Annotated in this window: 11 protein-coding genes; 9 read left to right on the forward strand and 2 right to left on the reverse strand. The window is 45.9% G+C overall.

Annotation, left to right across the window (positions count from 1 at the left end; genetic code table 11):
* Nucleotides 1-203 precede the first annotated feature (203 nt).
* Nucleotides 204-1,139 carry an aldo/keto reductase gene (locus tag NSS67_RS09225; RefSeq protein WP_339319261.1) on the reverse strand — a complete coding sequence of 312 codons (936 nt, stop codon included), beginning with the start codon at nucleotides 1,137-1,139 and terminating at the stop codon, nucleotides 204-206.
* Between the two features lie 184 nt (nucleotides 1,140-1,323).
* Between NSS67_RS09225 and NSS67_RS09230 the strand changes: the two genes are divergently transcribed.
* The 3 genes from NSS67_RS09230 to NSS67_RS09240 are packed head-to-tail and all read left to right on the forward strand — an operon-like array spanning nucleotide 1,324 to nucleotide 5,611.
* Complete coding sequence (locus NSS67_RS09230) at nucleotides 1,324-2,298, forward strand: ornithine cyclodeaminase family protein (protein ID WP_339319262.1); 975 nt, start codon at nucleotides 1,324-1,326, stop codon at nucleotides 2,296-2,298.
* 11 nt (nucleotides 2,299-2,309) lie between these two features.
* Nucleotides 2,310-3,473, forward strand: coding sequence for a membrane dipeptidase (locus NSS67_RS09235; RefSeq protein ID WP_339319263.1), 1,164 nt, complete (start codon nucleotides 2,310-2,312; stop codon nucleotides 3,471-3,473).
* Nucleotides 3,474-3,484: 11 nt separating this feature from the next.
* Nucleotides 3,485-5,611 (forward strand): CocE/NonD family hydrolase, encoded by a 2,127-nt coding sequence (locus NSS67_RS09240; RefSeq protein ID WP_339319264.1) that lies wholly within the window; start codon nucleotides 3,485-3,487, stop codon nucleotides 5,609-5,611.
* A 774-nt stretch (nucleotides 5,612-6,385) separates the two neighbouring features.
* Here the strand turns inward: NSS67_RS09240 and NSS67_RS09245 are convergent.
* Nucleotides 6,386-6,640, reverse strand: coding sequence for a hypothetical protein (locus tag NSS67_RS09245; RefSeq protein WP_339319265.1), 255 nt, complete (start codon nucleotides 6,638-6,640; stop codon nucleotides 6,386-6,388).
* Between the two features lie 53 nt (nucleotides 6,641-6,693).
* Between NSS67_RS09245 and NSS67_RS09250 the strand changes: the two genes are divergently transcribed.
* From NSS67_RS09250 to queA, 6 genes are all read left to right on the forward strand, one after another.
* Nucleotides 6,694-7,413: a BofC C-terminal domain-containing protein gene (locus NSS67_RS09250; protein ID WP_339319266.1), complete on the forward strand. Its 720-nt coding sequence runs from the start codon at nucleotides 6,694-6,696 to the stop codon at nucleotides 7,411-7,413.
* A 250-nt stretch (nucleotides 7,414-7,663) separates the two neighbouring features.
* The gene (gene ruvC / locus NSS67_RS09255) at nucleotides 7,664-8,167 is read left to right on the forward strand and encodes a crossover junction endodeoxyribonuclease RuvC (protein ID WP_036677679.1); all 504 of its coding nucleotides are present in this window, start codon (nucleotides 7,664-7,666) and stop codon (nucleotides 8,165-8,167) included.
* On the forward strand, nucleotides 8,164-8,781 hold the full coding sequence (gene ruvA, locus NSS67_RS09260) for a Holliday junction branch migration protein RuvA (protein WP_339319267.1): 618 nt from the start codon (nucleotides 8,164-8,166) through the stop codon (nucleotides 8,779-8,781). Before ruvC ends, ruvA begins: the two co-directional genes overlap by 4 nt.
* A gap of 35 nt (nucleotides 8,782-8,816) precedes the next feature.
* Nucleotides 8,817-9,824 carry a Holliday junction branch migration DNA helicase RuvB gene (gene ruvB / locus NSS67_RS09265; protein WP_339319268.1) on the forward strand — a complete coding sequence of 336 codons (1,008 nt, stop codon included), beginning with the start codon at nucleotides 8,817-8,819 and terminating at the stop codon, nucleotides 9,822-9,824.
* A gap of 33 nt (nucleotides 9,825-9,857) precedes the next feature.
* Nucleotides 9,858-11,966: a SpoIID/LytB domain-containing protein gene (locus NSS67_RS09270; RefSeq protein WP_339319269.1), complete on the forward strand. Its 2,109-nt coding sequence runs from the start codon at nucleotides 9,858-9,860 to the stop codon at nucleotides 11,964-11,966.
* 9 nt (nucleotides 11,967-11,975) lie between these two features.
* Nucleotides 11,976-13,004 (forward strand): tRNA preQ1(34) S-adenosylmethionine ribosyltransferase-isomerase QueA, encoded by a 1,029-nt coding sequence (gene queA / locus NSS67_RS09275; protein WP_339319270.1) that lies wholly within the window; start codon nucleotides 11,976-11,978, stop codon nucleotides 13,002-13,004.
* Nucleotides 13,005-13,007 lie beyond the last annotated feature (3 nt).

A 13,007-nucleotide genomic window follows, 5' to 3' on the forward strand; every position in this document is an offset into this window, starting at 1 on the left:
ACAATTTGAGGGATCGAAAGAGCCAAATAATCGAATATTGAAGCGCAACGCAAGAACGCAGCAAACCAATCAAACCAATCAAATTAATCAAACCAATCAAACAACGCAAAAAGGAGCTGCCCCAGCAGCCATTTCATGACTTCTAGGACAACCCCCTTTACATTACTTACATATAAGGTTCTATCACGCTCTCTTACGCTCTATTACGCCTTAAAGATTGAATCAATGGCTTTGATCTCTTCTGGTGTAAGCTGAACCTTCAACGTTTCCAGATTCGATACGATCTGCTCCGGACGTTTAGCTCCAGGAATAAGTGCGTCGATGGAAGGTACAGTTAGGTACCATGCAAGCACCACATGAGCGACTTCAAGACCTTTGGCATTGGCAATTTGGCGTACCTTATCCACTTTCTCTAGGTTCTTGGCAAACGTCTCCCCTTGGAACAGTGGGTCGTTCTTTCTAATGTCGCTGAACGTATCGCCTTGCTTATATTTGCCGCCAAGCAGGCCGGACGCGAGTGGGAAGTAAGGAACGAAAGAAATGCCATGCTCCTGCGTGTAAGGGAGCAGATCCTTCTCCGCATCACGGTGCAGCAGATTGTAATGGGATTGGAGGACATCCACATGCCCGTCCTTGTTAGCTTCTCTCAGCTGTTCAATGGAGAAATTGGATACACCGATAGCTCTGATCTTTCCTTCCTCTTTCAGTTTCTTAAGCTCACCAACAGCTTCATCCTTAGGTGTGCTTTCATCAGGGAAATGAATATAGTAAAGATCGATATAATCGGTCTGCAGGCGTTTCAAGCTGTCTTCCACAGACTGTCTTAGAAAAGCAGGAGAGTTGTCGATTGTAGTCTTATCACCAATAATCTTGTGCGCGCCTTTAGTAGCAATGACCACATTGTCACGGCCGCCTCTTTCTCTCAGCACTTCTCCAATCAGTTCCTCGGATCTTCCTGGACCATAGATAAAGGCTGTATCAATGAAATTGATCCCATGATCAAGAGCGCTGCGAACGATATTTCTACCGGTCTCATCATTTAAGCCGGGAAATAAATTATGCCCACCAACAGCATTAGCACCAAGTCCGAGAGGGGATACTTGTAAATTTGTTCTACCTAAAGTTATTTGATCAGCCATAATTAATCGTCAGCTCCTTAAAATAGAATATAAACTATATTAAGTATAGAGATTAAATCGTAAAAGGACAAATAGCTGACTTCCAGCTTTATACATGAATATTTAAACCGTATAAGTTATGATATAAAGAATAATTTTGCATTCCCGTATTTGTTCTCACAATGAAGTAAAGGAGGATTGTCTTATGCTAGTCATTAATCAAAATGAAGTAGCTGAGCTTTTAGCTATGGAGTCTTGCATCACAGTTATGGAATCCGTATTGAAGGACTTGTCCGCAGGACAAGCCATACAGAGCTTAAGACAAGTACTCCCGCTGCACAAGGGCAATCTGATTGGCTTAATGCCGGGATATTTGCAGGGTGAAGAAGTGGCAGGCGCCAAAATCATCAGTGTGTTTCCTAGTAATCACGGGAGTAATCTCCCTTCCCATCAAGGTCTTGTTACCTTATTCGATTCTTCTACCGGCGTTCTGAAAGCTGTTGTAGATGGACAAAAGATAACAGCAATTCGCACAGCCGCAGTTAGCGCAGTAGCCACTCGTTATCTGGCCAGAGAAGATGCAGAGGTGCTTGCCATTCTTGGCACTGGAGAACAAGCCAAAAGCCATCTGGAAGCGATGCTGCTGGTTCGATCAATTCGTGAGGTTAGGGTATGGAGCAGAACACTTGCGAAGGCAAGAGCTTTTCAAGAAGAGCTGGGCCGTAAATATGATGTAGAAATCGTTGTTGTAGAGTCTGTTCAAGAGGCAGTTCATGCGGCAGATATCATTTGTACCGTAACAGCATCCACAGAGCCAGTACTCAAAGGAGAATGGCTGAAGGCCGGAGCACATATCAATGCGGTTGGAGCCTGCAGACCAGCAGATCGTGAGCTGGATTCGGAGACTGTTCGGTTAGCTAAGTTATATGTAGATCGTTTGGAATCCACGCATAATGAATCCGGGGATTACTTAATTCCACTAAAAGAAGGCATGATCACTTCAGGTCATATTATCGGTGAAATCGGTGAACTGATCAGTGGCAGTATTGAGGGCAGAACTACAGCTGATGAGATCACTCTTTTTAAAGGACTTGGGCTTGCGATAGAGGATTTAGCAGCAGCAAACTTCATTTATAATGAAGCTGTTAGATTACATAAAGGTATCGAAATTGCATTCTAAGGAGCGACCACATGATGAGCACTTATGAAGGTTTATATGATTTCAAGTTGACGGAGCAAGAGGAAGCGCGGGCCGTGCGTTTGCATGAGCAGAATATTAATATTGATTTGCTGTTCCAAGGTCCTTTATCTCCAAGTGCTATTCCAGAGTCTGTGTCCGAAAAAATCAAAGCGCTGTGTGAGCCCTATAAAGATGAGCCGATGATATACAGCAGCATGCCAGCTAAAATGATCTTAAAGCTAGCGGCCAGCGGGGAGATCCCTGAGTATAAAAGTGAATGGTATAAGTCAGGAATTACGGCGGGGAATCGGGAGCTTCATTTAGAATCCTTGGATAGCATGATTACGAGCATGGCTGAGGTTCAGCTTCAGTTCGACTCCGCAGATTGGTTAATTAAAGCTTTAACCGTAGAGGACATCCGTGCAGCCAAGCGTAATGCTCATAAGGCGGGTATTATCACGGCGCAGGAAACGGATGGTCTAGGTACCAATTTGGACCTATTAGATGTGTTACATAATTTCGGCTTAAGAATTCTACAATTAACCTATAACAATCAGAACCAGATCGGTGCAGGCTGTGCAGAACAGTCGAACGCTGGGATTACGAATTATGGAAAAAGATTTATTGAGCGCTTAAACAAGCTGGGGATCATTGTAGATACGGGACATTGCGGAAAACAGACCACGCTCGATGCTTGTCAGTATTCCAAAACTCCGGTCATTGCTTCACACACGGGTGTAGAGGCCATCTATCCACATATGCGCTGCAAAAGTGATGAGGAAATCATCGCGATCGCTAAGACGGGTGGAGTCATCGGTATTTTTGCTATGCCGTGGTTTGTGCATGAAGATCCTAATCATACGACCATTGATCATGTGCTGGATCATATCGAATATGTAATCCGGCTTGTAGGCGTGGATCATGTTGGAATCGGAACCGATTGGCCGATGAGCGATGTGCTCTGGTCATTGATTTATTTTAAAGAACATATTGCACCTAAGCTAGGATTCGCCAAAGGAGACGGACCTTCTACTGAAACCGTTGCTGGGCTTAAAAAATATAGTTATTTTATCAACTTCACTAGAGGTTTAGTGGCGCGCGGTTATGCGGATGAGGATATTGCAAAGATCATGGGTGGCAACTGGCTGCGCGTATTTGAAGAAATTTGGGGATAGGGGATAAATAGATGACAACATATTTGAACAATACTACATTTAACTTCTACTGTTCGGGCATTTATTCAGGAAAAATACATTTTACGAAACAACAAATCATGCATGCTAAGGTCGATCCGCGCAGACGAACACAAATGCAGGATAACGTGCTGGATAGCCAGTTCAAGACCGTTCTCCCATTTCAAAAAATCCACGAACACATCGACACTTACGCTAAAGCTGAATGGGTCAATGATGAGGTAGTTCTGGGTAATGGCGATCTTTATCAAAAGCATATTCAATATCAGGCTGTAATTGATGGCCATGAGCTGACTTCACAAGTGTGGGCGCTGCGAAAAGAGACGGCACTGGATATTGTGACCTTGGATGGGGAGATCATCGCTTTTCTAACGCCGAATCGGTATGGCATAGAGCTGATTGTTAAAGCAGGATATGAGAAGCTGACGCCTCTTGTTGTCTATGATGATCCCCTTTTGTCCAAGCCAGAGTATGGTGTGAATGATTTGGGTACGGATCTGATCCCGATGCGCGATGGTGTGAGACTGGCTACGGATGTGTTTCTTCCTGAGGGTATTCAGCCGGGAACGAAGCTGCCGACGATTCTTGTAAGAACCTGTTATGACCGTAACGGGAAAAAAGAGATTTTTATGAGATGGGCCAACAAAGGTTATGCAGTGGTGTCACAGGACGTTAGAGGTCGGGCGGATTCGGAAGGGGAATTGATCCCTTTTTATAATGAACGGGATGATGGCTATGATACGATCGATTGGATTATCGCTCAGGAATGGTCAGATGGCAATGTTGGCATGTGGGGCGCGTCCTATCTGGGCTTTGTTGTTGTCTCGGCAGCGACCAGTGGGCACCCTAATCTGAAGGCTGTAGTGGATGAAGTGAACGTTGGCTCACCATTTGTAGATACGGCGCGTAAGGGTGGAACGCTTTGTTCTTGGCCACTTTTGTCTTGGACACTTGCGCAATCTGTGGGTACCCGGACGGATTTTGATATTTTTGGTGGGATTACGGTGAACCCAGAAGCAGCAGTGGATGCGAGACCGATTAAGGAAATTCCTCAGCAAATGATCGGCAAAGCATCAGGACCATGGGATCTTTGGAGCCAGCATCCGGAGTATGATGATTTCTGGAGAAACTGTACCTTTACAGAGCGTGGGGATCAGGTGCAGGTCCCTATGTATGTAATCTCAGGCTGGTATGACGGCGACAGCCCTGGTGTATCGGAGACTTGGAGAATGCTGACTGAGCATAATGTGCCGAACCGCAAAATCCGTCTGGGTGCATGGGAGCATGGGCCGAATCGAGCCAGAGACTATGAGGGTGTAAGCTTTGGCAATGATGCAGTGGTCTATGATTACGATGTTTCTGTACTGCGTTGGTTCGACCGCTACCTCAAAGGTATTCCGAATGGGATAGATCAGGAGCCTAGAGCCTCTTATTATGTCGTAGGTGAGAATCAATGGAGAACATCGGAGGATTGGACACCGGTTGAAGCTACAACTACGCCGTTCTACTTATCCAGTGGAGGCAGGGCAAATTCCGGACATGGAGATGGGAAGCTACTCTCAGCGCCAGAAGAGCATTCTCCAGAAGATACTTACGTCTATAACCCAAATGATCCAATGAATGATAGCGGTGAGCGAGAGCCTGAAAATTTGCGGAAGTACGAGCTGCGGAATGATATTCTTGTGTACACTAGTGAGGTGTTGACGGAAGAATTGACTATAGCTGGCGAATTGTCTGCTGTCATCTACGCGGCTAGCACAGGTAAGGATACGGATTGGGTAGTTACGCTTAGTGATGTGAATGAACAAGGAGACTCTATCCGGTTATCTAACTATATTGTCAGAGCTAAATATCGTCATGGGTTTGATGCACCAGAACTGCTCACGCCAGGCCAAGTGGAGGAATACGATATTTTCATGCCGAATATTGCCCATAGATTTGCGGTGGGACACCGAATTCGTTTCTCGATTACTTCGTCCAGTAAATTCGTTGCTTTCCCGAATACGAATACTGGTGGCAACCCGTATGAAGATACAGAGGCGATTACGGTTCTGCAGACTATTTACCATAATAGTAAGTATCCAAGCCATGTGAAGCTGCCGATAGTTCCTAACGCTTAGGCGGGCGAACTTTAATACCTAGAAGGGGCTGAACAAAGGTAAAAGGAATTACCACTTGAAGCTGAAGCTGCAATTGATGACCAATGATGCTTCAAGTGACGTACCGAGTGAGCACCGAGTGAGGCCTAGGTAAAACAATAAGTGAAGAACGTACTTAAGCTCCAAATGAAGCGAAAAGTAAAACAATTATAGAGGGATTAGGGAATTTCCCCCTGAAATTCTTAGGATTCTGGTTGTCAGGCATATAATTGGGGGAAAACTCCCTAATTATATGCCTGATTCCCGGGAATTAAGGAAAACAGCCTATTTATTAGGGAGTAATTCCCTGATTTCGTTCATTTAGAGCGAATATCCCTACTTTCAGGGAGTTTTTCCCTAAATAGTTTTAGACCCACTTCGTACATTGCACAAACGTAGAACGCATCACCCCATCGCCCATCGTCCGTTAACCACCCGCTACACAGTAACCACACCGAGTAAATCATTCTCCTCTGGCATCCTAGTACATCATCACACCCACTGTGCACCGCATAACATCCTACCCATAGTAAACCTTCTTTAGCCTACGAAAAATGCATATTGTATATCATTGCCACTATCCCAAACGCCCACTGTCCAACCAATGGCATAAACACACACTAAGAACTAAATAGTCTATTGGGGGAGCAGAATCCAAGCTTCACCTGACCCATAAAAAAAACTGCACCATAAGTAGAAATGGAGGAACAGCTGTGGAAGGAATGAAACGTGGTGAACTGGCGAGACGTACCGGAGTCAGCATGGCTTGTTCATTACGGAATCCAGGTCAGGAGCAAACTCTTCATAGAAGACTTTTTCCTTTTTAATCGTCGTGGGATCAAGACTTTTGGCCGTATTGCCAGTCAGCAAGTACATAAAGGGCTGCTTCAGGCCGGTATGTGAAACTTCTCCCCAGAATCCTCCTTCAGACTTCACCATAAACCCTGAACTATACTGCAAGGTCAACCTTGTATTTTTGATAAAATAACGATTATTCACAGAAAAGCGCATAAATGATTCCTTCTCAGGTCACAATAGGGAAAAACCAGAATGAAGGGATTAACGTGTCGCGCATAAAAAAACAACTTTGGCAGCGATGGAGACGTTGGAGAAAGGCGCTTTGGGTAGGAGCCGCTTGTTTAGCTCTTACTATATTGGCTTGGCGCAGTATGCAGGTGCCTGAGGAAATCAGTGGACTACTGACGGATTCTAGTTGGACGGATGGTGCCGAAAGCGAGTTGGCCGCAGCTGTATTTAAAGTAGGCGTGGACAGCGGTGAGGAGAAAGAGAAGGGCACCAAAAATAACGAACAACTGTTGCAGACGATCACTCAAAGCGGACTCAGCAGAACCGTTCATTTAAAAATAACTTATGTATCTGGGGAAGAAGTTCAGACGTTGCCGGGCGTAAAGAACCCACTTCAGCTTAAGAAAATAATCAATGAACACCCTGCATGGAGCGGTTGGATCAGCAGCGAGGGAGATTTGTGGCTGGAACAAAAAGTGAATGATCTATCGACCCTAACGAAAAAAGAAGCCTATATCGGTGTCGATGCATTTGGGAATTTGAGTTTATTTAAAGGGCCGCCGGCACAGGAAAAGGTTCTGAAGACCTTTTTTCAAATGGATATGGGTTCCTTGAAATCCTCTCTGCCCGAAAGTATTTGGAAAGAGCTTCATGATGGAATACGTGTTCAGGATATTGAAGAGTACAACAGTGTGTTGTCCACCTTCAGTGACTATGCGCGTGAGGCATCTGAGCATGTCATGCAGAACAAGCAATAGCATCTAAAGCATATGAGCTGTCCTAAAGTCATTAATGGCTGAAGGCAGCTTTTTTTGTGTGAATTTAAAGAAAGTATAAGGTCTCGTTGTAGGCCTAAAGTTGTCATTTCGCATCAGAGAGTAAACTTTTTTTCTCCCGGAAGGGGTATTTTTGCTATAATGGTTAGAAGGAATACATATGTTCGCTTCATAGCGGAGTAATGGATGAAAACGGTGGAATAAACTGCCTGTTATAGAGGAGAGATCGTGTTTGCGCATTTTGGGAATCGATCCAGGGCTGGCGATTGTCGGTTTTGGCTTTGTGGATAAGGAAGGTCATAAGTTGACCCCAGTCCAATATGGTTGTATTCAGACTGAGGCTCATACGCCTGAAGAAGAACGTCTGCTGCATGTCTATGAAGGCATGGGTCAGCTCATTGATAAATATAAGCCTGATGCTGTAGCGATAGAGAAGTTATTCTTCGCACGCAATGTAACGACAGCATTGCCGGTAGCGCAGGCACGCGGAGTGACGATATTAGCTGCAGTGCAGCGCGGTCTACCCGTCTCGGAATATACACCTATGATGGTGAAGCAGGCTGTTGTTGGTTATGGTAAGGCAGAGAAGCGGCAGGTACAGGAAATGGTGAAGCTGTTATTGAAATTATCGGCGATCCCTAAACCGGATGATGTAGCGGATGCACTGGCGGTAGCGGTTTGTCATGCCCATTCGAGCAGTCTTAATTCTAAATTAAATGAGGTATTGCGAAAATGATAGATTTCTTAAGAGGACCCGTCGTTCATTTGGAGTCGGAATATGTGGTGCTTGATGTGCAGGGGGTAGGATACCGGGTGTTCTGCCCAAATCCTTATGCATTTGCTAAAGTAGAAGGGCCTGTCATGATCTATATTCATTATCAAACACGTGAGGATGCTACACTGCTGTTTGGGTTCCCGACTCGGGAGGAGCAAAGATTGTTCCGCAAGCTGATAGAGGTATCTGGCATCGGTCCAAAGGTTGCGCTCGGAATTCTGACAGGTGGAACACCAGATCAGTTGATCTCAGCAATCTATCAAGAGAATATTACCTTCCTAACAAAGCTGCCGGGCATTGGCAAGAAGACGGCGCAGCGGATGATCCTCGATTTGAAGGACAAGCTGGACGGACTCAGCATGGCTTCGATGCAAACCGGATTATTTGCAGTTCCAATGGAAGAAGCAGCGGATGGATTAGCTTGGCAAGAGGCTAGGGACGCCCTTAAAGGGCTGGGTTATACAGAGAGTGAATTGGACCGCGTATGGCTCGCTATGAAGAAAGAGGGAGCAGAGACAGGGACTGTAGATGTGCTGATGAAGAAAGCACTTGGGCTATTATATATTGCTAAGTAAAGCCGAACACATCCTGAAGAAAGGGAGCGATAGGAATGGATGACCGGATTATATCCGCTAATTTGATGATGGACGAGCAGGCGGTAGAATTAAGCTTACGCCCTCGTTATCTGGGAGAATATATCGGACAGAATCAGGTGAAAGAAAACCTGAAGATATATATCGAAGCGGCCAAAATGAGAAGTGAAGCGCTGGATCATGTGCTGCTCTACGGACCTCCGGGTCTTGGTAAAACAACACTCGCGAATATTATCGCAAATGAGCTTGGTGTGAATTTAAGAACAACCTCCGGTCCTGCTATTGAGCGCCCGGGAGATTTAGCCGCTCTGCTGACGAACCTGCAGGAAGGCGATGTGCTTTTCATCGATGAAATTCACCGCTTGCACCGGACGGTGGAGGAGGTTATGTATCCGGCGATGGAGGACTTCGCGCTGGATATTATGATCGGCAAGGGGCCGAGTGCCCGTTCGGTAAGATTGGATCTGCCGCCGTTCACACTTATAGGCGCTACCACCCGTGCTGGCCTACTGTCTGCTCCATTACGTGATCGTTTCGGAGTAGTCAGCCGCTTGGAATTCTATACCATAGATGAGCTCAGCTACATTGTAGCTCGAAATGCAGATCTTTTGGGAATTGAGATTGTCGGTGATGCGGCGGAAGAGATAGCGCTTCGTTCACGAGGAACGCCGCGGATTGCGAACCGACTATTGAAGCGGGTCCGTGATTTCGCCCAAGTGCGCGGAGATGGGATTATAACCCCTGAAATTTCTGGAGAAGCACTGAAGATGCTGCAGGTGGACCCGCGTGGGCTGGACAGCATCGATCATAAGATGTTAAGAGCGATGATTTCAAGCTTTCGTGGCGGTCCTGTTGGTCTGGATACGATTGCTGCTACAATTGGTGAGGAAAGTCAGACGATTGAGGACGTTTATGAACCCTACCTGCTGCAGATAGGATTCTTGCAGCGGAGTCCACGTGGAAGAATTGTAACACCGGCCGCTTATCATCACTTAGGCCTTCCGCTCCCTCCGGAGCAGCACTGAGTCAGTAACTACATTCAAAAAGGAGGATGCTGGATGAAGCATAAGAAGCATACGAAGATGAAATGGAGAGGAATGGCTCCACTAAGCAAAGGATTGCTAGCAGCTGCGCTTGCTTTAGGAAGTTTCTTGATCCCTGCGGGTGCCAGTCATGCCGATTCTAATAGCACGGTACGAGTTGCCCTTTTTGCTGATATAGGTAGTAAATATAAATCCACCGTGCCTGTAGTAACACTGCAATCAACACAAAGCTTCACTTTGTTGTCAGACCAACCAGGAAGCGCTCCTTTGTTCTCAGTGCCTGCCCAGAGCAGAATTCGTGTTAGTGTGGACGGTTACAGAGTAAAGGTAATGGAGACTTCAAGCTGGAAGACCGCTGCTGATGCGGCTAAGAAGCTTCAGTCTACCTCTGATAAGCCGCAGATTTTTATGATTTCTAGAAATGGAACCAGTGTGTATCAGTTATATACAGGTGTGTATGCTAGTGAAGCGGCTGCAAAGGATGGGCTTGCGCGTGTATTAAAGGCAGGACTCTCCATTCCTGCCGATCAGACCCCTGAGGTGAAGGGGAATAAGCATTTATCGGCTGGCCGCTATTCTTCAGAGCAAGCAGCTGATACTGCGCTAAATAGTATTACAGCTGCTGGATTTGATGCCTGGAAGGTGTTTCTGTCAGGAAGTGACGGCAGTGCTCAGTTTGAGGTATGGGTAGGCGAAGCTGCAAACGATAAAGATTTGGCTGCTGTTCAGTCAGCAGTGTCTGCAGCATTGCCGCTGGCTCTAACCGCGGCAACTTCACCCGGGTTAATGATGCGTATAGATGCCGGGCTGGACCTTAGCAGTGAAACACAGGCTAATCATTATATGGTTTCCGGAAGTGATACTAAATTTTTGGCAGTTGGCAGCGAGGCGGGGATTCAGCTAGAAGAAAAATCCAAGCGTACCTACCGTGGAAATATGGAGCTAAGTAATTTGAGAGGTTCCCTGGCTGTCATTAATGAATTGCCACTGGAACAATATTTGTATGCAGTGGTTGGAGGAGAGGTTTCCTCAAGCTGGCCTGATGAAGCCCTAAAGGCTCAGGCTGTGGCCGCTCGAAGCTATGCGATGGCGCAAGGCAACCGTTTTGAAGTAGCAAATGTAGTAGATTCTACATTGAGTCAGGTATATAACGGAATTGGATCAGAAGCTCCAGTCATTATTAAGGCAGTGGATGCAACAGCCGGTGAAGTATTGATGAGTGGTGGTAAAGTTATTGAGGCGGTGTTCTCCTCGAACAGTGGCGGTGTAACATCTGATCCATCGGAGGTATGGGGTAACGGTGGAGATGCATTTGCCAGTGTTCCCAGCAAAGAGGATGTCGCAGCTACCAAGACCGCTAAGAAGTGGTATTATGTACTGCTCGCTAATGGCATCTCTGGGTATGCGCGTGAGGATAATATTAAATTGACAGGTAATAAAACCGCAGCGGGGTTGGATATAGCAACCGCTACAACTAAAGATGTCAATATACGTCCCCTTCCTGCTGTTGAGAGTAGTGTAAGTGCAGTAGGTAAGCTGAATCCTGGAGATAATGCAGTTGTTCTGGATAAAGTATATGAGTCCGGCAGCTATAGCTGGATTAAAGGGCCTTATTCCTCCGCTGAACTTCTGAAGAGTATGCAGGGTAAAATAAGTAACACTTTGCCTTCTTCTATCCTTAATCTCCAAGTTACACAGCGCGGTCCTTCAGGTAGAGCCATTCAGGTTAAAGCTAATGGCGAGATAATGAGTGTGAAATATCCAGATATGTTCCGTTCTGCGTTCAATGGATTGCCTAGTACATTGTTTGATATTGTACCATCCGGAAGTTATACTGTATTAGGCGCTGACGGTGCTACTAGCACGATTGGAAGTTCACAGAGCGCAGGTGTACTCTCCGCATCAGGCAAGGTTGATGTGAAAGGTAGTGGAACTGTAGTGCTGGGCGGGGATTCTTCGGCCAGAGCGATTACTAACAGTTCGGGCTTTCTGTTCATTGGCCAAGGCTACGGTCATGGTCTAGGCATGTCGCAATGGGGCGTGAAAGGCATGGCAGACAGCGGGTATGATTACAAGCAGATATTGCAACACTATTATCAGAACGTTACTCTAGTTAAGGAATGAAGACAGACCATGAATGTAGACGCATATGATTTTCATTTGCCGGAAGAATTAATTGCCCAGACACCACTCTCTGACCGTAGCTCTTCTAGACTGCTCTTAGTAAATAAGGAGAATGGGGAGCTGGCTCACCGGCATTTTACCGATATTATTAATTATTTTCAACCGGGAGATACGCTTGTTCTGAATGATACGAGAGTTATTCCCGCCAGATTATTTGGGGTTAAAGAAGATACGGGAGCTAAAGCTGAAGTGCTTCTTCTGAAGAATTTGGGAGACGATCGATGGGAAGCTCTTGTAAAGCCAGGTAAGAAGCTTAAGACTGGAGCGGTTATCATCTTTAGTGATGAGCTTCGTGCGGTTATTGAGGACGAGGCTGATATGGGTGGCCGAACGCTTCGCTTCATTTATCAGGGTATTTTTCAGGAGATTCTGGATAGGCTGGGAACGATGCCACTGCCTCCTTATATTAAGGAAACACTGGATGATCGGGAACGATATCAGACTGTATATGCTAAGCATGAGGGATCGGCTGCTGCACCTACAGCAGGACTTCATTTTACTAAAGAACTGCTGGAACAGATCGAGGCCAAGGGTGTAAATATCGCTTATATCACACTTCATGTAGGTCTCGGTACTTTTCGTCCGATGTCTGCCCAGAAGGTTGAAGAGCATGTTATGCATTCAGAGTATTTTGTAATGTCCCAAGAAACAGCAGATGCCATCAATGCTACCAAGGAACAAGGTGGCCGCGTTATTGCAGTAGGGACGACTTCTTGTCGGACGCTTGAAACAGTCGGAAGACAATGTGAAGGCGGCCCGCTGGTGGAATGCAGTGGTTGGACGGATATTTTCATCTATCCGGGGTATAAGTTTAGTGTAGTAAATGCGTTAATTACTAATTTCCATTTGCCAAAGTCTACTTTGGTGATGTTGGTTAGCGCTTTGGCAGGTCGGGAGCATATTCTAGCTGCTTATGATGAAGCGATAGAGCAGAAGTACCGGTTTTTTAGCTTTGGAGATGCAATGTTTATTTACTAAGGT

The sequence above is a fragment of the Paenibacillus sp. FSL R10-2734 genome, from assembly GCF_037963865.1.
In the GTDB taxonomy this organism is placed as follows: domain Bacteria; phylum Bacillota; class Bacilli; order Paenibacillales; family Paenibacillaceae; genus Paenibacillus_AQ.